Genomic DNA, 25,879 nt, shown 5'->3' with positions numbered 1-25,879 from the left:
CGGGCTCCGGGGCAGGCGATCCGCCGCCCCGAAAACATTTTCAGGACTGTTAGAGACCGAGTGCCTTCTTGACGGCGGCGAGGCCGTCCTTGCCGTCATAGGTGGTGACGCCGGCAACCCAAGGCTCGATGACCTTCGGATTGGCCTTCAGCCAGACCTTGGCAGCGTCGTCGGCATCCTCGCCGTCGTTGAGGATCTTGCCCATGATGGTGTTTTCCATGTCGAGCGAGAACTTCACGTTCTTGAGGAGCTTGCCGAGGTTCGGGCACTGGGCGACAAAACCGCCGCGCGCCACGGTGTAGACGGTCGCGCCGCCGTAGTTCGGACCGAAGACGGTGTCGTCGCCGCCGGCGAGATAGGTGATCTCATGGGCGACGTTCATCGGGTGCGGTGCCCAGGCGAGGAAGACGACCGGCTTGCCTTCCTTGTCGGCGCGGGTGACCTGGGTCAGCATGCCCTGCTCGGAGGACTCGACGACCTCGAAGCCCTTGAGGCCGAACGTATTGGCTTCGATCAGCGACACGATCATGCCGTTGCCTTCGTTGCCCGGCTCGATGCCGTAGACCTTGCCGTCGAGTTCCTTCTTGTGGGTGGCGATGTCCTTGAAGTCCTTGATGCCGAGCTTGGCGCCGGCGGCATTGGTGCCGAGCGTGTACTTGGCGCCTTCGAGGTTGACGGCGATGCTCTCGATTGACTTGTCGTCGAGATAGGGCTGGATTGCGCCCTGCTGGGCCGGCATCCAGTTGCCGAGGAAGAGGTCGATATCCTTGTTCTTCATGGAAGAATAGGTGACCGGAACACCGAGGGTCTTGACGTCGGCCTTGTAGCCGAGCGCTTCGAGGACATGGATGAAGGATGCGTTGGTCGAGGCCAGGTCCGTCCAGCCGACGTCCGAAATCCGGACGGTCTTGCAGGCTTCAGGTTCGGCGGCGGATGCGGTGCCGACGATCGCCAGGATCGATGCGGCGGCGGCGAGCGTGGTCTTCAGTGAGGTAGTCATGCGCATGGGCTGCTCCCGTTTTTTTGGTTCCCGCCATTATCAATATATGCTGCGACGAGGCAAGCGCGCGCATTCGCGGCGGAGAATGGGGTGCATTTGCGACATTTGTGACTTTCTCGCGCAGCGTTGCGCAGTCTACAGTTTCCTGTGGTTTTCGGCAAAGACGGCTTTTCCCGAATCCCGATCGCGATCAGAAGGCAGGTATGGCCAAGCTCTATTTCCATTACGCCACCATGAACGCCGGCAAGTCGACGATGCTTCTGCAGGCATCCTATAACTACCGCGAGCGCGGCATGCGCACCGCGATCTTCACCGCATCGCTGGACGACCGCGCCGGCCAGGGCCGGGTCGCCTCGCGGATCGGGCTCTCCTCCGACGCCATTCCCTTCGGGCCGTCCGACGACCTGTTCACGGGCATCGAGGCGATGCACGGGGAGGAGCCGATCGCCTGCGTGTTCGTCGACGAGGCCCAGTTCCTGTCGCCCGAACAGGTCTGGCAGCTTGCGCGGATTTCCGACCGGGTCGGCATCCCGGTGATGACCTACGGCTTGCGGACGGATTTCCAGGGCAAGCTGTTTCCCGGTTCGCTGGAACTGCTCGCGATCGCCGACGAGCTGCGCGAAGTGCGCACCATCTGCCATTGCGGGCGCAAGGCGACCATGGTGGTGAGGCTCGACGACGACGGCAGGCTGGTGCGCGAAGGCGCCCAGGTCGATGTCGGCGGCAACGAGAAATACGTCTCGCTCTGCCGGCGGCATTGGGAAGATCAGATGCGTTGCGAGTGATGTTCGGAATTTAACGCCTCGTTCATCGTGTGGAACGGAAGATGGCGGCGACCCGGCGAAATTGATGCTGGTCAAAGTCTGCGACCTAAAACATATCTAGGGATCACATCCGAAACGCCCCGGTTCGACGGGGCGGTGGTTCCCAGCAGGAGTTCCCCCGCATGCGCAAGACCACGAAAACCTTTACCCTTGCCACCAGCCTCGCGCTGTTCTCGCTGCCGGCCTTCAGCGCCGAGATCGAGGTCAAGATGCTCAACAAGGGCAGCGACGGCGAGGCCATGGTGTTCGAGCCGGCGGCGGTGAAGGTGCTGCCGGGCGATACGGTCAAGTTCGTGCCGGTCGACAAGGGGCATGACGTGGTTTCGATGCCGGGCCTGGTGCCGGAAGGGGTTGCCGAGATCAAGGGCAGGATCAGCCAGGAAGTGTCCTTCACAGCCGAGAAGCCCGGTGCCTACGTCTTCAAGTGCACGCCGCATTTCGGCATGGGCATGGTCGCGGTGATCGTCGTCGGCGACGCGCCGGCCAATCTCGACGCGGTGAAGAGCGCCAAGATGCCGAAGAAGGCGAAGGACCGCCTCGACGCCGAGATCGCCAAGCTCGGTCTCTGACCTTTCCGGGATTTTTCCGCAAATGCCGCCTGCGGCCCGCATGGTCCGGGACGCTGAGGCACATGTGAAATTATACGGCCGGCCAAGCCGTCGGCCGCACAAGCCCAAGTTTCGGTTTCGCCGGGGACTGCGCGGGCAGCCCTGACATCACGGGCAATCCTGAGGCCAGGGCCTGTCTCCGGCACATGTGTGCGGAACCGCATATGTCCAATACGGATCAGACACGCACTTCGAAGATCATGTTGAAGGGCGTTTCGCTCGCCCGACGGAAGTGCGAATAGCCGGCGTCAAGCGCCACCTTGCGAAGCTTCATTTCGCCAGCCTGCGCTCCAAGCCCGAGGCCTACTTCCTGAGCCATGGAAGCCGGAGTGCAGATCATGGCCGAGGCGCCGTAGTAGACGCGTCCGACGGGATTGAGATTGTCCTTCAGGCTGTCATGCGCGAAGGGTTCGACGATCATCCAGGTGCCATCCTTTGCCATCGTCTCGCGGATATGGCGGCCGGCGCCGATCGGATCGCCCATATCGTGCAGGCAGTCGAACATCGCGACGAGATCGTATCCGCCGGCGGGGAACTCCTTCGCCGAAGCCTGGCGGAACGTCACCCGGTCGCCGACACCGGCTTCCTGCGCCGCACGCTTTGCGCGCTCGATGGAAGGCGCGTGATAGTCGAACCCGTGGAAATGCGATTTCGGAAAGGCCTTGGCCATGAGGATCGTCGAGGCGCCATGGCCGCAGCCGACGTCGGCAACTTCCGCCCCGCGTTCCAGCTTTTCCCGCACGCCCTGGAGGGCGGGAATCCACTCATCGACCAGATGACTGTTGTAGCCGGGCCGGAAGAAGCGCTCCGTGCCGCGGAAGAGGCAGTTGCTGTGTTCATGCCACCCGAGCCCGCGGCCCGTGCGAAAGGCCTCTTCCACCTTCGGCTCATCCATCCACATCGACTGCACGATTTCGAAGGCGCCAGCGAAAAAAGCAGGACTGTCCTCGACGGAAAAAACGAGCACCTGCTCGGGCGTCATGCCGAACTTGTTCGTCTTTTCATCGAACGTGACATAGTCGGCGGCCGCCATGGCGGCGAGCCATTCGCGCACGTTGCGTTCGCTGAGGCCCGTCGTTTCCGCAATCTCCATCGACGATCGCGGCCGTCCGTCCATCATCGCGCGAAACAGGCCGAGGTGGTCACCCAGTACGACGAGAACGCCGGATACCCCGGCCCCGAGATCGCCTACGAGGCGACCGACAAGTGCCTCGACCTTCTGCATATCAGCTTTCTGCATAGCTTCCTGCATAGCATCCTCCCTAGATGCGCCAGCCCACCCGATAGATCGACCCGCGGCAGATTCTACGCTGAGGCGGCAGCCGGTCAATGATGCATTCGGGCTAGGCAAGCGATCAGAAGACTTAAGTCCGCCGCGCCGTGCTCCTTGCCGGATTTCGACAATCGCAACCGGACATTTTCCGATTTTTCCTGGCAACTGGGCCGGGACGGCGTGGCATAATTCTGCGACGGCGTTATCTTCTGCCGCGACGGCGGGAGAATGCGCGTGGCGGTACTTAAGAATTTCGACGGCGAGATCGAGCGGATCGGCGGCGTGCTGGCTGCGATGCGAGACGCGCTGGGCCCAGCCTGCATCCTGCTTGCCGAGACGGCGAGAGGTCTTATCCTGCCGGATGAAGAGAGCCTGGCGGCAGAGGCCGCGCGGCTCGCGGCCGAGATGCCGGAACGGCAGGCGATCGAGGCGGTGATCGCCCGGCTGGTCGCCGACCTGGCCGCCGAGATCGACGTTTCTGCTCGGGACTTCGACAATCGCGACCTGCCGACGCGGCTCGAAACGCTGATCGGCTATATATCCGGGGCCGCCAAGCACCGCCGCCAGCAGGCGCGCTGGCGAAGCCCCGCGCCGCTCAACCGGCTGGCTGAACTCCTGCGGCGTGCCGATCTGCTCGCGGGCCTGGTCAGGTCAGAGCGGGACTTCCTGATTGGACGGCGCAGGGAGAGCGAGGGCGATCTGGTCACCCTCATCGACCACCGGCCGGAGATCATCGAAAAGCTGCGCGGCGAGGACGGTACCGCCATGACCGGCCTTGACGTGGTCGGCCGTACCGAACCCGCAATCAAGGTCTTCCAGGATTTCGTTGCCGGCCTCAACGCCCGGGTGGGAACCTGCAACACCCTTCTGCACAAGCTGGTCACCGATACGGAAAACCTCCTCGTCCTCTACCGGATGGTCGCCGATGCCAGCCGGCAGGGCGATGCCGGCCTGAAGCCCGAACTTTTTCCGCATCTGGCCCCCGAGGTCGAGCGCTACTCGACCGACATGCTGACATTGCACGGCCTCGACCATCGTCGATCCCGCGCCGACCAGGCGTTTGCCGAACGATTTCCTGCGGAGGCCTCGGGGGAGGCGGCCGAAGCCGAGAGCGCAACGAGCGGCTTTAGACTGCCGACCATTTTCGGCTTCAAGCTCATCCGTTCCCGATAGGGCGCCGCCGAGGATCGGCTACGCGGCCGCCTCACCGGTTGCGGCGAAACGTTGCGCCCCCGTTGTGCTTGTGGCGCCGAGCACATATGTGTGAGCCAAGCCAAATCGGATGCACCCCGCCTCACAAGGAGACAGCGATGCTCGACCGGATTACCGCCTTCTTTCAAGGGATCGGCCAGGCCGTCGGGCGAGGCATTGGGCTGTTGATCGCCTGGTTCGTCTGGCCGTTCATGGCCGCACATGGGTGGTACCGCCAGCGCCACTGGATGGTAAAGGGGCCTATCCTCGCCTTCCTGGTGCTGATGTTTGGGCTCTACGGCTATTTCTTTTGGCAGACGCAGGTCTGGACCAATTTCAATCCGAATTTCGTCGATAGTTACCGCTGGTCGGAGCGCACCGTGCCGGCCGGCCAGGAACTCCCCGCAACGGCTCCTGCAAGCGCCAATGCGACAGCTCCGGCGACCGGGGCGAGACAGTGCCAGTCGTCGGCGATCGTCGATGCGGCGGCCGATCTCACCGACATGAACGTCAACCAGAATGCCTGGATTTCCTCGATGCTGCTCTACCGGCTGGGGTTCTTCGGCATCGACTGGGATCACACCCCGTTTCTCGACAACAAGGCCTCGTTCCAGCGCGGCGTCAACCAGGCGGTGCGGCGCACCTCGACGGAGCTCGTCGATTCGCTTGGACGCGTGCGCGGAACGTCGAGCATCAACAACAATCTCCAGGATGCCCGCGGCAACCTGCAGTTCGACGAATATTCCTGGTATTTCGGGCTCAGCCCCTTTGGACCCAAGACCCCGACCCCGAGCTATTATCGCGCGGCGATCGGCAAGCTGAAGGCCTTCAATGCCGATCTGACTGCCTGCAACGCGACGTTCGACAGCCGCGCCGACAACCTGATCCAGTTCATCGACCGCATCGCCAACGACCTCGGCGGCACGTCGGCGATCCTGCGCGAGCGTTCCGAGAACTACAATGCCGGTTGGTTCGATACGCGTGCCGACGACCGCTTCTGGTTCGCCTACGGCCAGCTCTACGGCTATTATGCGGTGCTTTCGGCGGCAGGCGCGGATTTCTCCCAGGTGATCCGCGAGCGCAATATCGGGCCGCTCTGGACCGATACGCTGTCGCAGTTCAAGTCGGCCCTGCGCATTCAGCCGGCGATCATCTCCAACGGCCGCGAGGATGGCTGGATCATGCCGAGCCATTTGGCGGTGATGGGCTTCTATATCCTGAGGGTCCGCTCGAACCTCGTGGAAGTGCGCTCGGTGCTCGACCGGTAGGCCGGCGGCACCGGTCAGTCTTTCGGGAGATCCGGATCGTCGAGAAAGAACGTCACGCCGGGACGTTCGGCAAAAAACTCGTAGGTCATGCCGACAACCTCGCCGCCCGTGCCTGGCTTGTCGCGGAATTTGCCGACACTACGGACGTATTTGTAGTGCTCGTCATCGGCTTTGACGCGGTAGATGTTGTGGTAGGTCAGGCGTTCGCCGCTGGCGCGCTCGAAGGTTTCCATCAGTTGCGGCATATCGTCGGGATGGATACGGGCCGTGATGGCGACCATGTTCATGGGACCGTCCGTCGGCTCCAGCCCCAGGATGCGACAGACATCCTTCGTCGCGAAGAAGTGGCCGGTGTCCAGATCGATCCGCCAATAACCGTAGAAACGAAAGGCCGAGGCGAGTTCAACCACCTCGTCTGCAGAGAGTCCCACTTCCCGGTACTGAGTATTGACGCGTTTTTCGGTGTGTTCGACCCAAGACGTCAATCGTCTTCTCCCATAGGCCGGGAGATAATGCCCCAGCCTTACACTATGAGTCTCAATCTCAATGCCTTAGCTACCAACTGAGTGCGGTTGACGCAATCCAGTTTCTTTATTGCATTAGTCATATATGCGTTAACGGTATGGTCCGAGAGGGAAAGAATCCGGCCGATCTCGGAGGATGTCTTGCCCTGGGCCGTCCAGCGGACGACCTCCAGCTCGCGGGTGGTCAGCGGGCCGGCGGTGCCGGTCTTGTCACTGCGGCGGATCTTGTCGAAGACATCGAAGGCATGCAGCACGATCATGCCGATCTCGTTGAGCTCCACCTGGCTCAGCCGGTGCCGGATGCCGTCGAAGCGCAGCATGAAGCGGCCGCCATCGATCGAATGCACCGCCATCGCGACGCTTGTGATGAGGTCGTAGCGGCGCTGCAATTCGTCCATCTCGACCGGAACCGGGAAGCCGCGCACGCTTTCCGGATCGTCGATCGACCAGCAATATGGAAGAGCGGATTTCGAGATGATCGGCGCGATCGGACAAAGCTTCAGAAGGCGGCGGCGGTCGAATTCCTGGGCGTAGCTTGCGGGCAGCGTCGTCTCGACGATCATCCGCGACAAAAGCGTCTCATCCGCTCTGGTGGCGGCGAAAAGCGTGATGTGGCGAAACCCGAACTCGTGGGCAACGCGCTTCAGAGCGGCAAATATTTCCACTCGCGAATCCGCGGCGGAAATTTCGCTGTTCAGAATCGATTGCCGTTCGAGAGTGATCATGCGGGCGAGGCTGACAGATGGTTTATGTGATGGTTAAGAAATATATCAATCGATTTGAATAGCCAGCGAAATTTCGTGCGCTGCAGCAGAAACCGGCCCCATTTCCGATACAGGCTCACTTTATTTCCATGAATTCATGGAGTTACGGGCTCAAGATTTATACGGGGATATATCCGGTACCCTTGATTTCCTCCATGACGGCGTAGGTGTGGGTTTCCCTGACCCCCGGAAGCGGCAGAATCACCTCCGAGAGAAACTGCCGGTAGGCCTCCATTCCGGCGACCCGAGCCTTCACCAGGTAGTCGAAGCCGCCCGCCACCATGTGGCACTCCATCACGTCGTCGCTGCGCTTTACCGCGGCGGCAAATGCATCGAAAACGTCGGGGGTGGTGCGGTCGAGTTTGACCTGCACGAAGACGAGCAGACTGCGCCCGAGCTTTTCCGGCGAGAGCAAAGCGCTATAACCGGTGATGTAACCCTCGCGGGTCAGCCGCTTGACGCGTTCGGCGGTCGCCGTGGGTGAAAGCGAGACGCGATCGGCGAGTTCGAGATTGCTCAGGCGCCCCTCTTTCTGGAGCGCGCGGAGGATTTTTCGGTCGAGACGGTCGATGTCTTTCATGTTTCTCTTAATTTTCCAGAAATGGCAGCTAGATACACTATTAATGTCATAAAAATCCGATGAAATCACCAGGGAATTCCCGCTATGGAGAGAATGAAACGGAGATGCGTATGAGCCAGATTCTGACCGAGACCTTCATTCCCTTCCATGCGCCCTATGCCGGCGACGACGACCGGCTGATCCGGCAGTTCGCAGCCCGCACCAGCTTCACGTCTTCGCAGGATGCGGCGATCGACCAGCGGGCCCGCCGCATGATCAACGCCATCCGCGACGGCTCCGGCAAGGTCGGCGGCGTCGAGGATTTCTTGCGCGAATACGGGCTTTCGACCCGCGAGGGGCTGGCGCTGATGGTGCTTGCCGAGGCGCTGTTGCGGGTGCCGGATGCGCTGACCCAGGACCGGCTGATCGAGGACAAGCTGCGCGAGGGAGGATGGAGCACCCATGAAGCTTCCGGCGAGAGCTGGTTCGTGTCCGCGTCCGCCTGGGCGCTCGCTGTCTCGGCCCGCGTCATCGGCCCCGGCGAGACGCCGGAAGGCATCCTGCGCGGCCTCGTCAAGCGTGTCGGCCTGCCGACCGTGCGCAGCGCCACCAAGCAGGCGATGCGGTTCCTCGGCCACCATTTCGTGCTCGGCGAGACGATGAAGGACGCGCTGGTGCGCGCCGCCAAGAGCGAGGAGAAGGGCTACCGCCATTCCTTCGACATGCTGGGCGAGGGCGCCCGCACGGCGGAAGACGCCAAGCGTTATTTCCGTTCGTATGCCGACGCGATCCAGTCGATCGGCGCGCATATGAAGAAGCACGGCAAGGGCCGCCAGTTGCCCGACCGGATGGGGATTTCGGTCAAGCTCTCGGCGCTGCATCCGCGCTACCTCGCCACCCACCACGACCGGGTGATGGCGGAACTGGTTCCGGACCTGCTTGACCTCGCCCGGATGGCGAGGGAGCATCAGCTCAATTTCACCGTCGATGCGGAAGAGGCAGACCGGCTGGAACTGTCGCTCGACGTGATCGCCGCCGTGTTCTCCGACCCGTCGCTTTCCGGCTGGGACGGGTTCGGTCTGGCGATCCAGGCCTATCAGAAGCGGGCTCCGGCAGTCATCGACTACATCGACCAGCTTTGCGCGACGCATGGCCGGCGGATGATGGTGCGGCTCGTCAAGGGCGCCTATTGGGATACCGAGGTGAAGCGGGCGCAGGAGCGGGGGATCGAGGATTATCCGGTCTGGACCCGCAAGCCGGCGACGGACCTTGCCTATCTCGCCTGTGCGCAGCAGCTTCTGGCCAAGCGGGCGCGGATCTTTCCGCAATTTGCCACCCATAACGCGCTGACCGTCTCGACCATCCTGGAGCTCGCCGGCCCCGACCGCACGGGCTTCGAATTCCAGCGGCTGCACGGCATGGGTGAGGCGCTATACGACGACCTGCTCGACAGCAACGACCGGATCGCCTGCCGCATCTATGCGCCGGTCGGCGGGTATCGCGACCTGCTCGCCTATCTGGTCCGCCGGCTTCTCGAAAACGGCGCCAACTCTTCCTTCGTGGCGGTTGCCGGCGACAAACAGGTGCCGGTCGAAAAGCTGCTCGAACGGCCGTCGGCGCGGCTCGGCCTCGACGACGGGATCAGCGCGCGGCACAAGCAGATCCCGCTGCCTTCCGACATCTACGGCCGTCGCAAGAACAGCGCCGGTTTCGAATTCGGCCACCGGGTCGAGCTCGAACGGCTGATGGCGAGCGTTTCCAAGCCGTGGGGCGAGGTGAAGGCCGGGCCGCTGGTGGCGGGCGTGACTTCCAAGGCGCAGGAGAAGCCTGTGCGGTCTCCTTCCGACCGGACAAGGATCGTCGGTACCGTGCGTGACGCGACGCCCGCCGACGTGGATGCCGCGTTTACCGCCGCCGGCAAGGCATTTCGCGCGTGGTCCCGCCAGCCGGTGGAAATCCGCGCCGCCTGCCTCGAGCGGATGGCCGGACTGATGGAGGAAAACCGCGACCGGCTGCTGGCGCTTCTGGCCGCCGAGGCCGGCAAGACGCTGGACGACGGGATCGCCGAAATCCGCGAGGCGGTGGATTTCTGCCGCTACTACGCCGACAAGGGCCGGGAACTCTTCGCCATGCCGAGCCTGATGCCGGGACCGACCGGCGAGGACAATCGCCATTTTTGGCGCGGCCGCGGCGTGTTCGGCTGCATTTCGCCCTGGAATTTCCCGCTGGCGATCTTCCTCGGGCAGATTTCGGCGGCCCTGGTGACCGGCAATACGGTGGTTGCCAAGCCCGCTCCGCAGACGCCGCTGATCGCCCATGAGGCGATCCGGCTGTTCCACCAGGCCGGCGTACCTGCCGAGGTCCTGGCGCTGGTGCCGGGCGGACCCGATGTCGGTGCGGCGATCACGGCGCATCCAAAACTCGCAGGCATCGCCTTCACGGGCTCCACGAAGACGGCACACGCGATCAACCGGGCGCTGGCCGCCAAGGACGGGCCGATCGTGCCGCTGATCGCCGAGACCGGTGGCATCAACGCGATGATCGTCGATGCGACGGCGCTTTCGGAACAGGTTGCGGACGACGTGGTCGTCTCGGCCTTCCGCTCCGCCGGCCAGCGCTGCTCGGCGCTGCGCCTGCTGTTCCTGCAGGAGGATGTCGCCGACGGCATGCTGAAGATGATCGAGGGGGCTGCGGCCGAGCTCAATCTCGGCGATCCGGCAAAGCAGAATACCGATGTCGGGCCGATCATCGACGAGAACCAGAGACAAATGCTGGCCGACCACGTCGCGGACATGCGGGCGAAAAGGCAGAAGATACGTTACGCCGGGGGTGCGCCGCAGACCGGCAATTTCTTCGCGCCTCACATCATCGAGCTCGACAGCGCAGCCGTGCTGACCAAGGAAGTGTTCGGCCCGGTTCTGCATGTGGTGCGCTTCAAGGCCAAGGAGTTCGACAAGGTACTTTCCGCGATCGACGCCACCGGTTACGGCCTGACGCTCGGCATTCACAGCCGCATCGAGGCGACCATCCGCAAGGTGACAGAGGCGCTCGACACCGGCAATGTCTATGTCAACCGCAACATGATCGGCGCCGTGGTCGGCACCCAGCCCTTCGGCGGCTCCGGCCTTTCCGGCACCGGTTTCAAGGCGGGCGGCCCGGCCTACCTGATGCGGTTCGCCGAGGAGCAGGTGATCTCCGTCAACACCGCGGCCGCCGGCGGCAACGCCAGCTTGATCGCGATCGGGGAGGGGTGAGGAACGGTCCGGCGCAGCCGGAGCAATCGATCCAGTGAATCGATTGCAGTGACGAACGCGCTGAGCCCTAGCGAAGCGCCGGCAGGGCGCGACGGCCTGCCGGCAAAACGCTCTCGCGGGAGCGTTTTGAGCGCCGAACGCGCTGAGCGAGAGCGAAGCGCCGGCGGTGGCGTTTAGGGCCAGACGCAGCAGGGGATTTTCCAGATTTGTCCCGAAGGTGCCGCGACTAAAAGAACCAGCAGGGCTCGGAGCGATCCGGGCCCTGCTGCATTCCGTCCTGTTGTATTTTTGCCATGGAACAGAGCTCGCATAAATATGATCATTCGAGTCATGTTTTAATAATTGACAATAATACTCATGTTTTCTAATGGCATGAATAAGGCATTTTTTGCCTCCCGCCACATTCTTGCCAGAATTGAAAAGGGCCGCCGCCTTTCCGGTGCGTTCGCGCGCGCCGACGGTTTCGTGTGCCCTGTTTGAAAGGATAGTCATGGTCACGCGACGTCTGCGCTCCACCCTCGCCACCTGCACCGCGCTCGCGCTGCTTTCCCTCGCTCATGGGGCCTCGGCCCAGCAGGCGACGCAGCCGCCGGCGGATACGACGCTGAAGCCGATCGTGCTGAAGGGGAAGAGGGTGAAGGCGGGGGACCCAGCTGCCAACACGCCGCTTGCAAGCACGACGACGGCGGAAGACATCCGCAAAAAGGATATCGGCAACTTGCAGAACCTCGGCAACACCACCGAACCGGGGGTGGATTTCGTCGAATCGAAGCCCGGCAAAGTCGGCGGCCTGTTCGTTCGCGGCCTTGGCGGCCCGCGCGTCGTGACCCTGATCGACAATATCCCGGTTCCCTACATGGAGAACTTCGCCCGCTCGGGCAGTTTCTCTGCCACGACGGGGATCAGCGACGGCAGCAACAGCTTCGATTTCTCAGCTCTTTCCGGCGTGGACGTACTGCGTGGCGCCGATTCGAGCCGGGTTGGCTCCGGCACGCTTGGCGGTGCTTTGGTGCTACGCACGCTGGAACCCGAGGATTTGATCCCCGAAGGTCGCAGTTGGGGCGGCGTGGCCAAGCTGACCTACGACAGCGAGGATAACAGCTTTGGCGGTTCCGTTGCGGTCGCCAAGAAGATCGAGAACACCTCCGTGCTGTTCCAAGGCGGTTACAAGAAGGGGCACGAGCGAGAAAACCAGGGCTCAGACGGCAATATCGGCGTCAATCGCACCGAGCCCAACCCGATGGATTTCGACCAGAACAACCTGATGTTCAAGCTTCGGCAGGATATCGAGGGTGGCCACCGCGTCGGCCTCACGGCGGAACGATTCGATCTCCAGAGCGATACGGATCTCAGGACCATCCAAGGCACTGGAGGTACACCGTTCACGCCGGGTGACTATGACGGCAATGACGATACGCGGCGCGAGCGTGTGTCGATCGACTACGACTACGAGGCGCCGCACGCCGACGGCCTGATCGACGCTGCATCCTTGACGCTATATTGGCAGCGACTCACCAAAGGCGCGGGTTCAGAGGGCAGCAACAGTGCCGGATATTATCTGCGTGACAACGGCATGGTGGAGAGTTCCTTTGGGCTTTCTGGCAACGGCTATTCGCAGTTCGAGGCGGGCGGCCTCGATCATCAGGTTAATTTTGGCGGTAGCCTGCAATATTTCAACACCCAGCAGTATATTGCTGGCGCACCAAGCGGTTCGGCGGTCAACAAGTCGGACATGCCCGATATCGAGGGAACGCGCTTCGGCTTCTATCTCGACGACCGGATAGAGTTCGGGGGCAGCGGCTTTGCGGTGACGCCAGGGCTGCGTTTTGACTGGTTCGACTACGACCCCCAGTCCACCCCCCGGTTCACCGGCACGATGCCTGAGGGCAAGGACGGTTTCCGGGTCTCGCCCAAGCTGCTGGCCACCTATCAGGTAACACCGGCAATCGAGCTGTTCGCCCAGTGGTCGATGGCCTACCGGGCGCCGACCATCAACGAACTCTTCCTCAATTTCGGCGGCACCGGCTATAGCGTGCTCGGCAATTCCAACCTGAAGCCCGAGACCGGCCACGGCTTCGAGCTGGGCGCCAACTACCAGAGCGGCGATCTTTCGGGCAAGCTGACCGTGTTCCATAACCGCTATTCGAACTTTATCGAGTTCTATGGTGCGTTCCCGACCTTCAGCTACAGGAATATCAGCAAGGTCCAGATCTCCGGCGTCGAAATCAAGGCGCGCAAGGATTTCGCCAACGGTTTCTATGTGCACGGCTCGCTTGCTTATGCCTATGGCGAGGACAAGGAGACGGGAGAGGTTCTGCGCTCGGTGGCGCCGCTCAAATCGATCCTTGGCGTCGGTTACGAACAGGAGACCTGGGGCGTGGACCTGACGACTATCCTAGCCGCCGCGGCGTTCAAGGACGGGGGCCAGACCCCGGCCACCGGCGGCGCGCCATACCAAACTTTTGACGCGCCCGGTTACGGCATAGTCAACCTGGCCGGCTGGTGGGAGCCGGAGCAGACAAAGGGGCTGCGCATCCAGGCGGGCATCTACAACATCTTCGACAAAACTTACTACAACGCGCTGACGACCCGCGACGTCAGCACGACGTCGACATCGACGAGCAACCAGCCCCCGGCCTTCTATTCCGAACCCGGCAGAACCTTCAAACTCTCGCTCACCCAGCGGTTCTGATCCTAAACATCGGCGGGGGCGCCTGGGGAGGGTGGTGCGGGAAATCGCGCCGCCCTTTTTTTTGCCCGGGAGAAGTTGTGGCTGCCGCTCATACCGCTATTCCCACATTGCTCTTCCCTCGCTAATCATAGTCAAACAGCCATATTGGCCTGACAAAACGGGGAGCGGGGAACGCATGGCAGAGGTCGGATCCGACATCGAAATCGCCCGGGCCGCGAAAAAGAAGCCGATCGTCGAGATCGGCGCCAGGCTCGGGGTTCCCGTCGAAGCGCTTGCTCCTTACGGTCATGATAAAGCGAAGGTCGGGGCGGAGTTCATCGCATCGCTTTCCGAGCGGCCTGACGGCAAGCTGATCCTGGTGACGGCGATCAACCCGACGCCGGCGGGCGAGGGGAAGACGACCACCACGGTGGGCTTGGGCGACGGGTTGAACCGGATCGGCAAGAAGGCGGTGATCTGCGTGCGGGAACCCTCGCTCGGTCCCTGTTTCGGGGTCAAGGGCGGGGCGGCCGGCGGCGGGTATGCGCAGGTCGTGCCGATGGAAGACATCAACCTGCATTTCACCGGCGATTTCCACGCCATCACCTCTGCCCACAACCTTCTGTCGACGATGATCGACAACCATATCTACTGGGGCAATGCCGAGAATATCGATATCCGCCGGATCAGCTGGCGGCGGGTGATGGACATGAACGACCGGGCGCTGCGCCAGACGGTGGTCTCGCTCGGCGGCGTCGCCAACGGTTTTCCGCGCGAGAGCGGTTTCGATATCACCGTCGCCTCGGAAGTGATGGCGATCCTGTGCCTGGCGACCGATCTCAAGGATCTCGAAAGGCGGCTCGGCGATATCGTCATCGGCTACCGGTTCGACCGCTCGCCGGTTTTCGCGCGCGACCTCAAGGCCGACAGGGCGATGACGGTTCTGCTGAAGGACGCCATGCAGCCGAACCTGGTGCAGACGCTCGAAAACAATCCCGCCTTCGTGCATGGCGGGCCGTTCGCCAATATCGCGCATGGCTGCAATTCGGTGATCGCCACCCGCACGGCGCTGAAGCTCGGCGACTACGTGGTGACGGAAGCGGGTTTCGGGGCCGATCTCGGCGCCGAGAAATTCTTCGACATCAAGTGCCGCAAGGCGGGGCTGAAGCCGGATGCGGCGGTCATCGTCGCCACCGTCCGGGCGCTGAAGATGAACGGCGGGGTGAGAAAAGAGGATCTCGGCCGCGAGAATGTCGAGGCTTTGAAGCGCGGCGCAGCCAATCTCGGCCGCCACATCGCCAATGTGCGGAAATTCGGCGTGCCGGTCGTCGTCGCGATCAACCATTTCACCTCTGATACGGAAGACGAGATCGCCGCCGTCAAGGACTATGCGGCGCGCCACGGCGCGGACGGCATCGTCTGCCGGCACTGGGCGGAGGGGGCGGCCGGCATCGAGGAGCTGGCGCTCAAGGTGGTCGAGCTTGCCGAGGGCGGCCAGGCGAAATTCCAGCCGCTCTATCCCGATCACCTGCCGCTTCTCGAAAAGATCGAGATCATCGCCTCGAAAATCTACCACGCCGGCGAAGTCACCACCGACCGGGGCGTGCGCGACCAGCTGAAAGCCTGGGAGGAGCAGGGTTACGGCGACCTGCCTATCTGCATCGCCAAGACGCAATATTCCTTCTCGACCGACCCCGCCCTGCGCGGCGCGCCTGAAGGCCATGTGGTGCATGTGCGCGAAGTGCGCCTTTCCGCGGGCGCCGGCTTCGTGGTCGCCATCACCGGCGAGATCATGACCATGCCCGGCCTGCCGCGCGTGCCTTCGGCGGAGCGGATATTTCTGAACGAGGACGGGTTCGTCGAGGGGCTGTTCTGAGGTTTCCGACTCAGCCCGCTATTTGCGCCGCGCTTTCTATGCCCGCAGCTTGGCAAGCTGGGGGCTGACGATCGCAACGAAGATGGTGGGATCGCCGAGAGCCCGTGCCGAGAGCATCGCCCCGTGAACCGAGGCCATCAGGATCTGCGCTTCTTCTTCCGGCAGGTTGCTGAATTGAAACTTGCCCTGGTCCGCACCCGCTTTCAATACGGATGTCAGCCATCCCGCCAGGTTGCGGAAATGAGCCCGGACGCGCGACGCGACGGCCTCGGGCAGCATCTGCATCTCTCCGGCGAGCATCGCGCAGACGCAGAAGGATTGCGAGGCATCGAGAATGCACTTCTGCCAGTAGTCCAGATAGGCTTCCAGCTGCGCTGCGGGGTCGGGGATCTGCTGGCTGAGAGACTTCAAGCCTCCCTGGGCTTGTTGCGTGTAACGGTCGACCACGACGGCGACCAGTTCGGCCTTGGTGGGAAAGTGGTGGTGTATGCTTGCCTTCCGGATGCCGATCGCATCCGAGATGTCGGCATAACTGAAGCCGTTATAGCCGCCCGCCACAACCAGCGCCTGAGCCTTTTCCAGTATCTTTTCCGAGGTCGTTGATTCCATACCGTGGGCCTACCTCCTGGTAGGAAGGCTGTCAAGCCGGCCGTCGTTACGCTCCATTCCAAACATTTCTGTGCGATCAATTGACTTTCGAAGCTTACCTTCCTACTAGTAGGTAGTCAAACAAGGAGACTATCATGCAAACTCAAACCTCACCCCAGCCGCAGTGGTTGCGATCCTACTATTTCACACGCGCGCTCTTTTCCCTCGCCTGGATCGCCGCAGCCATTCTGTCTGGCGGTCATTCAGCGCTGGTCTCGGCATTGCTCGTGATCTATCCGGCGTGGGACGCGGTTGCCAACCTAGTCGATGCCCGATCGAACGGCGGTCTGAAGGCGAATTCCTCGCAGGCGCTGAACGTCGCCGTCAGCACGGTCACGACCGTGGCCGTGATCCTGGCGGCGATAAATGATATGCACGCGGTCCTGGCCGTCTTCGGTGTCTGGGCAATTCTGTCGGGTCTGTTGCAACTCTTTACCGGCGTGCGGCGGTGGCGGTCGTATGGCGCGCAATGGGTGATGATCCTGAGCGGCGCACAGTCGACCTTGGCTGGCGGGTTCATGATCACGCAGTCCCTTGCAGCCGTTCCGCCGACGATCCTCGACATTGTTCCATATGCGGGCTTTGGCGCATTCTATTTCCTGCTTTCGGCAATCTGGCTGACTGTCGGGATCTCCCGAAAGGCAAACGCGAAAGGTTAGCCGCACCTGCTTCGGGGGCAAGGGATGAGACCCGGCACGCGACAGAACCTGGGGCATCGACTACCGGCAATACCGATAGCCATCCTTCCGCTCCAGCACATCCAGGTGCAGATGGTTCTGGTGGGCGGCGTCGCTGCCCGGTGAGAGGACGGTGGTGAAGTGCAGGCAGGCGCCGGCGGTTGCCGTGCGCTGGAACGCGCCTTCCATGGTGGAATCCTCGGTCCTCGGTTTCATCTCCATCTTCTCGCCGTTGTCGAGCTTGAAGGCGGCGACGTCGAAGGCGTTGCCTCGGGCGTGTTCGGAAATCTTGCCCGTCGAGGCGCTGTTGCGCAGGCGGCAGGCATAGGTGGAGCCGGGCACGAGACCGGTGATCCTCCGGCCCGGCATGGCGATGTTGAGCGCCGGCTGCACCGTATCCTTCAGCCAATGGGCCATCGAGACCGCGGTCTTGCAGCGCATCGTGGCGCCGCCGAGCGAGACGCCGGGCAGGACTTCGGCAACGTCGATCGGGCTCTCGATGCCGCAGCCGCCGCCCTCGTCGATCGGGTCGGTCGGCTCGAATTTCGCGCCGAGCGAAGTAAGGTCGGCAAGGCAGGCCTTCAGCTCCTCGGGGTCTTCCTTGACGAGCGGCGGCGGAGGCGGCGGTGGCGGTGCCTCGGCCTTCTGCTCGTCCGGCTGCTTGCCGTCGGGCTTGGGTTCCGCCTTGTCGGTCTCTTCCGGCTTGGCCGCATCCTGTCCGGGAACCGCCGCCTGGTCGGGTTTGTCTTTCGGCTGCGCATCGGCAGCCGTATTGTCCGGCTTTGGCATCGGCTTGGGAACTTCGGCCGCATGTGCGGGTTCCGACGCGGTGCCGGGCTGCTCGACAACCGCAGGGCTTTGGGGCGGGTTCTGCGGATTTTCGCTCGGCCTGTTCTGCGCCACGGGCGGTGGTGCCTCGGGCCTTGGAGCCTCCTGGGCGACGAGCTTTTCGGCCACGCGGTCTGCCTCCCGAGGTGCCTCAGCCGACTTCTGTGCCTCGCCGGCCGGTTTCGGGATCGGCAGGGGAACAGTTGCCAAGGCGGGTGGTTGGGGCACTGCGCCACGTGCCTGAGATCGCGGGGACGCGCGGCGGCGGGGCGTGCGCTCACGCGATCCGTCCTGCAGAAGCCGGGTGAGGAAATTCACTTCCACGACATCGGGCACGACGCCCGCCGGGACGCCGGAGTGTTGCGCCGGCGGTATCGGTCTTTCGGGCGGCAAGCCGGCTCCGATCACCAAAGGCAGGCCGGCCAGAATTGCGATCCATGAATGCTGCATGCCGTATCCTTCTCGGCTGCGTTTCTTCGATCCTTGAGGGACGATAAACGCCGCTCCCCGGTTTTGGTCGCATCGGAGCGCCAGAATTCTGTTTGCCGGTCGTGGAAATTCGCTTGCACGGTTTAAAAACCCCAGCTAACAATTCGGCCCATGATGAACTCGATGAACATCGCTAACTGGTGGCCGGCTCGCTCAACGCGGCCTTGACCAGTCATGTCCATCGACAAGACCACAAGCCGCCCGGAACCCGAGGCGGCTTTTTTGTTATCCGCCGCAGGGACCCGGGCAGAGACATTGGAGAGGCAGGACAATGGTAACGATCATTCGGGATGACGGTTCGGAAGTCTACGAGACGAGGGGCGGGATTGCAGTGAGCCGGCAGCGGCGCGCGGCACCTTATGCGGATGCGATCTCCTCCTATGTCGACAAGCTCGACGAACGGCGCGGCGCGGTGTTCTCCTCCAATTACGAATATCCCGGCCGTTATACCCGCTGGGACACGGCGATCGCCGATCCGCCGCTTGGGATCTCCTCGAATGGCCGTAAAGTGTGGATCGAGGCCTACAACGGCCGCGGCGAGGTGCTGCTCGGTTTCGTCGCGGACAAGCTGAAGACGGTAGCCGACCTGACGCTCGGGGAGCGCACGGACCGCCGCCTCGATCTTACCGTCAACGAACCGACCCGCGTATTCACCGAGGAAGAGCGCTCGAAAATGCCGACGGTGTTTTCCGTGCTGCGGGCGATCGTCGACCTGTTCCATTCGGAAGCGGATTCGGCAATCGGCCTGTTCGGCGCCTTCGGTTACGACTTGGCCTTCCAGTTCGACGCGATCAAGCTTTCGATGCAGCGGCCGGAGGACCAGCGCGACATGGTTCTGTTCCTGCCCGACGAGATCCTCGTCGTCGATCATCATGCCGCCAAGGCCTGGATCGACCGCTACGATTTTTCCAAGGATGGCGTGACGACGGAAGGCAGGGACCAGGAGATCGCGCCTGATCCGTTCCAGCGCACCGACACCATTCCGCCGAAGGGCGACCACCGGCCGGGCGAATATGCGAACCTCGTCACCAAGGCGAAGGAAAGCTTTCGCCGTGGCGACCTGTTCGAGGTGGTGCCGGGCCAGAAGTTCATGGAGCGCTGCGACAGCAAACCTTCGGAAATCTCCAACCGGCTGAAGGCGATCAACCCGTCGCCCTATTCCTTCTTCATCAATCTCGGCCACCAGGAATATCTGGTCGGCGCCTCGCCGGAGATGTTCGTACGCGTATCGGGCCGGCGCATCGAAACCTGCCCGATCTCGGGCACGATCAAGCGCGGCGAGGACCCGATCGCCGACTCGGAGCAGATCCTCAAGTTGCTGAACTCGAAGAAGGACGAGTCCGAACTCACCATGTGCTCGGATGTCGACCGCAACGACAAAAGCCGCGTCTGCGAGCCGGGCTCGGTGAAGGTGATCGGCCGCCGGCAGATCGAGATGTATTCGCGGCTGATCCACACGGTCGACCATATCGAAGGCCGGCTGCGGCCGGACATGGACGCGTTCGACGGCTTCCTCAGCCACGCCTGGGCCGTCACCGTCACCGGCGCGCCGAAACTGTGGGCGATGCGGTTCATCGAGAACCACGAAAAAAGCCCGCGCGCCTGGTATGGCGGGGCGATCGGCATGGTCGGTTTCAATGGCGACATGAATACCGGCCTGACGCTGCGCACCATCCGCATCAAGGACGGCATTGCCGAAGTGCGCGCCGGCGCGACGCTGCTCAACGACAGCGACCCGAACGAGGAAGAGGCCGAAACCGAATTGAAGGCGTCCGCCATGCTGACAGCAATCCGTGATGCAAGGGCGGGCAATGCCGCCAAGGTCGGCCGCGACGTGGCGCGGGTGGGGCAGGACGTCAAGATACTGCTGGTCGATCACGAGGACAGTTTCGTCCATACGCTTGCCAATTATTTCCGACAGACCGGCGCCACCGTTTCGACCGTGCGCACCCCGGTGCCGGAAGAGGTGTTCGACCGTTTCGATCCGGATCTCGTCGTGCTGTCGCCCGGTCCCGGCAACCCGAAGGATTTCGACTGCAAGGCGACGATCAAGCTGGCGCGGTCAAAGGGCCTGCCGATCTTCGGCGTCTGCCTCGGGCTGCAGGCGCTTGCCGAAGCCTATGGCGGCGAGCTCCGGCATCTGGCGGTGCCGATGCACGGCAAGCCGTCGCGCATCCGGGTGCTGGAGCCGGGCATCGTGTTCTCGGGGCTTGCGAAGGAAGTGACCGTCGGGCGTTATCACTCGATCTTCGCCGACCCGAAGACGCTGCATCCGGATTTCATGATCACGGCCGAAAGCGAGGACGGTACGATCATGGGTATCGAGCATGTCAAGGAGCCGGTGGCGGCGGTGCAGTTCCACCCGGAATCGATCATGACGCTCGGCGGAGATGCCGGCATGCGGATGATCGAGAACGTCGTGGCGCATCTGTCACGGCGGGCAAAGACCCAGGCGGCTTGACGTGTTGCCGGACACCATCCTGATCGAATCCATCCGTGAGGAGCATATCGAGAGCTTTCACAAGGCGCTCGACACGGTTTCGCGGGAACGGAAGTACCTGACCTTCCTGGAGGCGCCGCCGCTGGAAGGCGTGCGGTCCTTCGTGCTCGACATGATCGAGAACGCCCATCCGCAGGTCGTTGCCGTTGTCGATGCGCAGGTGGTCGGCTGGTGCGACATCCGCCGGCATCCGCAGCCGATCCATGCCCATTGTGGCACGCTCGGCATGGGCATCATCCCCGGCTACCGCGACAAGGGGCTGGGGACGAGGTTGATCCGCGCCGCAGTCGGGCAGGCCCGTGAACGCGGCTTCCACCGCGTCGAACTGCATGTGCATGCCGACAACCTGCGCGCCGTCGCCCTTTATGAAAAGGTCGGCTTCGTGCGCGAGGGCGTGGCGCGCGATGCGGTGAAAATAGACGGGCGGTATATCGACAGCATCGGGATGGCGGTGGTTTTCGGGTAGGCCATCAACTGAGCCGCCCGCGAGCGCGATGTCATTCGACGAAGCGGTGTCGTGCCGGTCCGTTTCTGACAACCGGCCCTTTGACAAACCCGCCCATCTGAGCCATATGCAGGCCGTCCGAAACCGCCGGAGCGATCCATGTCGCTCCGGCGGTTTCGCCGTTTTGGACGTCCGGTCCTGCAAATCATTCGCACGCGCAAAAAGGAAGACATGGTGGCGAGGGAAGTCAAAATCGTCGAGCGGCTGGCATTCTGGGGAATGCCGCTGTCGCTCGGCGTCATGTCCTTGAAGATGCTGGCCTGGTGGGTGACGGGATCCGTCGCGCTGCTGTCCGACGGGCTGGAATCCTTTGTCAACGTCGCAGCTGCCTTCATTGCCTATTTCGTGATCCGTTATGCCCAGCGGCCTGCCGATCACGACCACCAGTTCGGCCATCACAAGGCGGAATACATGTCGGCGGTGGTCGAAGGCGGGCTGATCATCGTTGCGGCGTTCCTGATCATCAGCGAGGCCTGGGACGGGCTGTTCGCGCCGAAACTTCCGGATGCGCCGGTGCTCGGCCTTGCGATCAACGCGCTTGCCGCCGTCATCAACGGTCTCTGGGCAACGACGCTGATCCGGGTCGGCAGGGCGCATTATTCGCCGGCGATGACGGCCGACGGCCAGCACATCATGTCCGATGTGGTGACCTCTGCGGGTGTGTTCGTCGGCCTCATCCTCGCCTTTGCGACGGGATACGGGATCCTCGACCCGGTGCTCGCCATCTTGGTCGCGATCAACATCCTCTGGCAGGGCTACAAGATGATCGCGCATTCCATCGGCGGGCTGATGGACCGGGCGCTGGAGCCGGACGAGGAGGCGGCGGTGCGCGAGGCAATCGCCATCCATTCGGTCGGCGCGCTCGGCGTGCACGACCTGAAATCGCGCCGGGCAGGGGCAGCCGCCTTCATCGACTTCCATCTGGTCGTGCCGGCCGGGATGAGCGTCGAAGAGGCGCATTCGATCTGCGACCGCTTGGAAGATGCGATCAAAGAGATTATTGCGGGCGCCACATTGGCGATCCATGTGGAGCCGGAAAGCGAAAACCCACATGGACAGAAGGTCGAATTCGAAGGAACAGGCAAATGACGATGACGGATGTCAGCGGGCTCTCGCAGCTCGGATCTCACGTGGAAGCCCCGCAGAGCCCGGAAACCGCGGTTCTCGAAAAGGTGCCGAACGGCAACCAGGGCACCGATTACGTGGTGCGCTTCACGGCGCCGGAGTTCACCTCGCTCTGCCCGATGACCGGCCAGCCGGATTTCGCACATATCGTCATCGACTATATCCCGGACGGGTTCCTGGTGGAATCGAAGTCGCTGAAGCTGTTCCTGCATTCGTTCAGGAACCACGGTGCGTTTCATGAGGACTGCTCGATCTACATCGCCAAGCGGATTGTCGATCTGCTCCAGCCGAAATGGCTCAGGATCGGCGCCTACTGGTATCCGCGCGGCGGCATTCCGATCGACGTGTTCTGGCAGACGGGCGATGCCCCGGCCGGCGTTTGGCTGCCGGAGCAAGGCGTGGCGACGTATCGCGGGCGTGGGTGAGGAACCGTCCGGCGAAGCCGGGGCAATCGATCCAGCGAATCGATTGCAGTGACGAACGCGCTGAGCCTAAGCGAAGCGCCGGGCTTTGATTCCACCGCTTCCAAGCCCAGTGCGGCGCGATTGACATTGACCTTGGAGTGCGTCCGCCGCCCTCTGGCCTGCCGGCCATCTCCCCCACGGGTGGGGAGATCGGCTGGGGGCTTGCTCACCGATTTTAAATCTAGCGTCTCGTTCTGCGCGCCTTCCAGCCGCACCGACGTTTGTCAGGAAACGATGGTCGCGCCGCTTGTGATCTCCCCCCTTGAGGGGAAGATGCCCGGCAGGGCAGAAGGGGGCCGCAGCCCTCCAAGCTAAGAGATTAGGCCCCCAGACAACGTCCAGCGAGGGAAATGGCTCTACGCTTAAGCCACCCCGCTCACACATCCATCGAATCGTCGCTGCCCAGATCGCTGTTGTCGAAATCCGCCTGGTCGTCGGAAAAATCGTCGTCGGTGTAATCGGCCTGCTGCCAGCCGGCGTTCGAGCCGGAATTGTCGGCCGCGTCATTGGTATTGGCGGCGGTGCTTTTGTCATCCGCGGCCTGGCGGATGGCGTCGTCGCCGAAATAGTTGTTGTTGATGACTGTTTCCTCGGCCGGGGCGTTACCGCCGCCGAACGGGTTCGCACCGGCGAGCGGCGAGCCCCAGCCGAGCGAGTTCATGTGGCTGCCGAAGATGCCGGAGAGCGAATTGGCGAGCAGCATGCCGCCCGCGACGCCGGCTGCGGTCCCCAAAGCGCCGCGCAGGAAGCCGCCGCCGGCTGACGGAACAGAGGACTGGCCGCTCCAGGGGGCGGCGGAGGGTGGGGGCGCGCGGTAACCGTCGTCATAATCACTGCCGGTCCGGTAGCTCTGACGTGGGGCGCTCCCCCACGGGCCCGACTGGGGACCGGTTTGGACAGCGGGGCGGGGAGCCGGCATCGGCTGCTGCGGCTGACCGGTGCCGAAGATCGAGCTCAGGAACCCGCCGCCCTGTTCGGCGCGGTGATGGTCGCTGGTTTCCGCTTCGAGCTGGCGGACGTGCTCTTCCAGTTCCTTGATGTGGTTGGCCGCGGCTTCCAGACCCTTTTCCTGCACGATGACGGCCTGGGCCAGATAGTAGGCGGCGTAGGGCTGCTCGCGGGTCGCCAGGTCGATCAGGGTTTCGGCGTCGCGATCGCGCGGCGTGGCGGCGGCAGTGCGGATGCGATCGAAAAGGGCGGTGAGAAGCTGGCGTTCTTCCGGTGACATGTTTGCCTCCTTGCAGGCGTTTGCCGTGGACAGGAAGGTAGGCAGGGATTCCGGCATTTCAAAGCCGGAATCTCTTACATTTCGGTAATCTTGGCTCGTTACCGGGGGATCAGCCGAAGATCAGCGAGACGCCGAGAAGCGCCGTCGCGCCGCCGAGGATACGGGCGATATAGGGGCTGAAACGGGCGATGCCGAGGCCGAGCGCGATGCCGGCGGCATGCAGGAGGGCGGTGGCGATCATGAAGCCGATGCCGAACTGCAGGGCGCCTGCCGTGCCGAGCTCGCCGCCATGGGCGTGGCCGTGGAACAGCGCAAAAACGCCGACGACGGCGGCAGCCGCCGAAACCGGCAGTTTCACCGCCGTTGCGACCAGCAGGCCCAGCCCGATCACCGAGGCGAGGATCGCCGGCTCGACGAAGGGGAGGCCGATGCCGCCGAGCGCGAGCAGGAAGCCTGCCGCCATCGTGCCGACGAAGGCCGCGGGGACGATCCAGAGCGCATTGCGGTTGCTGCCGGTTGCGATCTGCGCCGCCCAGAGACCGACGGCGACCATGACCAGGATATGGTCGGCGCCGAACAGCGGATGCGAGAAACCGGCCAGCAGCGAGCCATGCTCGTCCGGGTTCAGATGGGCGAAGGCGGGTGCGGCGGCGGCGGCCAGAATGGCGGCGGCGAGCGAAAGGCGTTTCAGCATTTGGGTCCCCTGAAATTATGCAGATGCGGAATGGCATCGGAGGATAGGCAAGCGCCCGATGGCTGTCCATCGGCAATTGCCGCGGCAGGAGGCTGTGTACTACGTCGTTCACCTTAGTCCGTGGAAGGTGCCGTCTTAGACTCTGAGCTCCATTGTTTTACGGCGGCGAACACATTATGTCCGGTATATGAATCTGATGCAGGAGACATTCAGCGTGCTCGACGACGAAGACGACAAGGACGACAAGACCAAGGAACTGCCGCTCGGCAAGGAAACGGAAGCGAATCTTTTCAAGTCGCGTTCGATCTTCATCTATGGAACGATCACCCAGGAACTGGCGCAGAAGGTCAATACGCAGCTTGTGGCGCTTGCCGCCGCCAGCGACGAAGACATCCGCGTCTATGTGAGCTCGCCCGGCGGCCACGTGGAATCGGGCGATTCGATCCATGACATGGTCAAGTTCATCAAGCCGAAGGTTTGGATGATCGGTACGGGCTGGGTCGCATCGGCCGGCGCGCTGATCTACGTGTCCGCTCCCAAGGAACGCCGCATCTGCTTGCCGAACACCCGCTTCCTGCTTCATCAACCGTCCGGCGGCACCCGCGGCATGGCGTCCGATATCGAGATCCAGGCCCGTGAAATCATCAAGATGAACGAGCGGCTCAACCGGATCTTTGCGGAAGCAACCGGCCAGTCGGTCGAGAAGATCGCCAAGGACACCGATCGCGACTACTGGCTATCGGCCGAGGAAGCTAAGGCTTATGGCCTGGTTTCCAAGATCGTGACGTCGCAGAGCGAAATCTGATCGCTCGCCGCCATTGGAAATGAAAAGGCCCCGCCGGCGAATGTTGGCGGGGCTTTTTGCTGCGTGCCGGCTCGCATTGCCGCAGAGAAGCGCCTGCCGGGCGG

At 62.9% G+C, this 25,879-nt stretch carries 22 protein-coding genes; 13 read left to right on the top strand and 9 right to left on the bottom strand.

Features of this window, described 5'->3' with window-relative positions; all coding sequences use genetic code 11:
* Window positions 1-49 precede the first annotated feature (49 nt).
* Window positions 50-1,006 carry a choline ABC transporter substrate-binding protein gene (gene choX / locus ACSQ8R_RS12330; protein ID WP_436253621.1) on the bottom strand — a complete coding sequence of 319 codons (957 nt, stop codon included), beginning with the start codon at window positions 1,004-1,006 and terminating at the stop codon, window positions 50-52.
* Window positions 1,007-1,203: 197 nt separating this feature from the next.
* Here choX and ACSQ8R_RS12325 point away from each other — a divergent pair, with 197 nt between their 5' ends.
* A complete protein-coding gene (locus ACSQ8R_RS12325; protein WP_436253620.1) occupies window positions 1,204-1,785 on the top strand; it encodes a thymidine kinase in 582 nt (193 codons plus the stop codon).
* Between the two features lie 161 nt (window positions 1,786-1,946).
* Complete coding sequence (locus ACSQ8R_RS12320) at window positions 1,947-2,393, top strand: pseudoazurin (protein ID WP_436253619.1); 447 nt, start codon at window positions 1,947-1,949, stop codon at window positions 2,391-2,393.
* Window positions 2,394-2,610: 217 nt separating this feature from the next.
* Here the strand turns inward: ACSQ8R_RS12320 and ACSQ8R_RS12315 are convergent, their stop codons facing one another.
* Window positions 2,611-3,672, bottom strand: coding sequence for a methyltransferase domain-containing protein (locus tag ACSQ8R_RS12315; RefSeq protein WP_436253618.1), 1,062 nt, complete (start codon window positions 3,670-3,672; stop codon window positions 2,611-2,613).
* Window positions 3,673-3,939: 267 nt separating this feature from the next.
* On the opposite strand from ACSQ8R_RS12315, the gene ACSQ8R_RS12310 reads away from it, so the two are divergent.
* Together ACSQ8R_RS12310 and ACSQ8R_RS12305 are read left to right on the top strand one after the other, a co-directional pair.
* On the top strand, window positions 3,940-4,878 hold the full coding sequence (locus tag ACSQ8R_RS12310) for a hypothetical protein (protein ID WP_436253617.1): 939 nt from the start codon (window positions 3,940-3,942) through the stop codon (window positions 4,876-4,878).
* 137 nt (window positions 4,879-5,015) lie between these two features.
* Entirely contained in the window at window positions 5,016-6,164 is a 1,149-nt protein-coding gene (locus ACSQ8R_RS12305; RefSeq protein WP_436253616.1) for a DUF2333 family protein, read from the top strand.
* A gap of 14 nt (window positions 6,165-6,178) precedes the next feature.
* Here the strand turns inward: ACSQ8R_RS12305 and ACSQ8R_RS12300 are convergent, their stop codons facing one another.
* The 3 genes from ACSQ8R_RS12300 to ACSQ8R_RS12290 form a co-directional block, all read right to left on the bottom strand.
* A complete protein-coding gene (locus ACSQ8R_RS12300; RefSeq protein ID WP_436253615.1) occupies window positions 6,179-6,649 on the bottom strand; it encodes a PAS domain-containing protein in 471 nt (156 codons plus the stop codon).
* Between the two features lie 38 nt (window positions 6,650-6,687).
* Entirely contained in the window at window positions 6,688-7,353 is a 666-nt protein-coding gene (locus ACSQ8R_RS12295) for a LuxR C-terminal-related transcriptional regulator (RefSeq protein WP_436253614.1), read from the bottom strand.
* Window positions 7,354-7,570: 217 nt separating this feature from the next.
* Window positions 7,571-8,032: an Lrp/AsnC ligand binding domain-containing protein gene (locus ACSQ8R_RS12290; RefSeq protein WP_210010033.1), complete on the bottom strand. Its 462-nt coding sequence runs from the start codon at window positions 8,030-8,032 to the stop codon at window positions 7,571-7,573.
* Window positions 8,033-8,142: 110 nt separating this feature from the next.
* Between ACSQ8R_RS12290 and putA the strand changes: the two genes are divergently transcribed.
* The 3 genes from putA (at window position 8,143) to ACSQ8R_RS12275 (ending at window position 15,812) form a co-directional block, all read left to right on the top strand.
* Window positions 8,143-11,265: a bifunctional proline dehydrogenase/L-glutamate gamma-semialdehyde dehydrogenase PutA gene (gene putA, locus ACSQ8R_RS12285; RefSeq protein ID WP_436253613.1), complete on the top strand. Its 3,123-nt coding sequence runs from the start codon at window positions 8,143-8,145 to the stop codon at window positions 11,263-11,265.
* Between the two features lie 490 nt (window positions 11,266-11,755).
* Window positions 11,756-13,957: a TonB-dependent hemoglobin/transferrin/lactoferrin family receptor gene (locus ACSQ8R_RS12280; RefSeq protein ID WP_436253612.1), complete on the top strand. Its 2,202-nt coding sequence runs from the start codon at window positions 11,756-11,758 to the stop codon at window positions 13,955-13,957.
* A gap of 175 nt (window positions 13,958-14,132) precedes the next feature.
* A complete protein-coding gene (locus tag ACSQ8R_RS12275; protein ID WP_436253611.1) occupies window positions 14,133-15,812 on the top strand; it encodes a formate--tetrahydrofolate ligase in 1,680 nt (559 codons plus the stop codon).
* A 36-nt stretch (window positions 15,813-15,848) separates the two neighbouring features.
* On the opposite strand, the gene ACSQ8R_RS12270 is transcribed toward ACSQ8R_RS12275, so the two are convergent.
* On the bottom strand, window positions 15,849-16,421 hold the full coding sequence (locus ACSQ8R_RS12270) for a TetR/AcrR family transcriptional regulator (protein WP_436253610.1): 573 nt from the start codon (window positions 16,419-16,421) through the stop codon (window positions 15,849-15,851).
* 134 nt (window positions 16,422-16,555) lie between these two features.
* On the opposite strand from ACSQ8R_RS12270, the gene ACSQ8R_RS12265 reads away from it, so the two are divergent.
* Window positions 16,556-17,119, top strand: coding sequence for a DUF308 domain-containing protein (locus tag ACSQ8R_RS12265; RefSeq protein WP_436253609.1), 564 nt, complete (start codon window positions 16,556-16,558; stop codon window positions 17,117-17,119).
* Window positions 17,120-17,179: 60 nt separating this feature from the next.
* On the opposite strand, the gene ACSQ8R_RS12260 is transcribed toward ACSQ8R_RS12265, so the two are convergent.
* Window positions 17,180-18,415: an extensin family protein gene (locus ACSQ8R_RS12260; protein ID WP_436253608.1), complete on the bottom strand. Its 1,236-nt coding sequence runs from the start codon at window positions 18,413-18,415 to the stop codon at window positions 17,180-17,182.
* Between the two features lie 310 nt (window positions 18,416-18,725).
* Here ACSQ8R_RS12260 and ACSQ8R_RS12255 point away from each other — a divergent pair, with 310 nt between their 5' ends.
* From ACSQ8R_RS12255 to queF, 4 genes are all read left to right on the top strand, one after another.
* Window positions 18,726-20,915, top strand: a complete 2,190-nt coding sequence (locus tag ACSQ8R_RS12255; protein WP_436253607.1) for an anthranilate synthase — start codon at window positions 18,726-18,728, stop codon at window positions 20,913-20,915.
* A gap of 1 nt (window position 20,916) precedes the next feature.
* Window positions 20,917-21,420, top strand: a complete 504-nt coding sequence (locus ACSQ8R_RS12250) for a GNAT family N-acetyltransferase (RefSeq protein ID WP_436253606.1) — start codon at window positions 20,917-20,919, stop codon at window positions 21,418-21,420.
* 210 nt (window positions 21,421-21,630) lie between these two features.
* Window positions 21,631-22,548 carry a cation diffusion facilitator family transporter gene (locus ACSQ8R_RS12245; protein ID WP_436253605.1) on the top strand — a complete coding sequence of 306 codons (918 nt, stop codon included), beginning with the start codon at window positions 21,631-21,633 and terminating at the stop codon, window positions 22,546-22,548.
* The gene (gene queF, locus ACSQ8R_RS12240; protein WP_436253604.1) at window positions 22,545-23,009 is read left to right on the top strand and encodes a preQ(1) synthase; all 465 of its coding nucleotides are present in this window, start codon (window positions 22,545-22,547) and stop codon (window positions 23,007-23,009) included. The genes ACSQ8R_RS12245 and queF overlap by 4 nt, the downstream gene beginning before the upstream one ends.
* Before the next feature lie 415 nt (window positions 23,010-23,424).
* On the opposite strand, the gene ACSQ8R_RS12235 is transcribed toward queF, so the two are convergent.
* Window positions 23,425-24,276 (bottom strand): DUF2076 domain-containing protein, encoded by an 852-nt coding sequence (locus tag ACSQ8R_RS12235; protein WP_436253603.1) that lies wholly within the window; start codon window positions 24,274-24,276, stop codon window positions 23,425-23,427.
* A 109-nt stretch (window positions 24,277-24,385) separates the two neighbouring features.
* Entirely contained in the window at window positions 24,386-24,970 is a 585-nt protein-coding gene (locus tag ACSQ8R_RS12230; protein ID WP_436253602.1) for a HupE/UreJ family protein, read from the bottom strand.
* A 214-nt stretch (window positions 24,971-25,184) separates the two neighbouring features.
* Here ACSQ8R_RS12230 and ACSQ8R_RS12225 point away from each other — a divergent pair, with 214 nt between their 5' ends.
* Window positions 25,185-25,775, top strand: coding sequence for an ATP-dependent Clp protease proteolytic subunit (locus tag ACSQ8R_RS12225; RefSeq protein ID WP_436253601.1), 591 nt, complete (start codon window positions 25,185-25,187; stop codon window positions 25,773-25,775).
* Window positions 25,776-25,879 lie beyond the last annotated feature (104 nt).

Origin of the sequence: Neorhizobium sp. LjRoot104 (genome assembly GCF_964253725.1) — a bacterium.
Classification (GTDB): domain Bacteria; phylum Pseudomonadota; class Alphaproteobacteria; order Rhizobiales; family Rhizobiaceae; genus Neorhizobium.
Note: the sequence above shows the minus strand (reverse complement) of the source record. Positions and strands in the feature narration are given on the sequence as shown.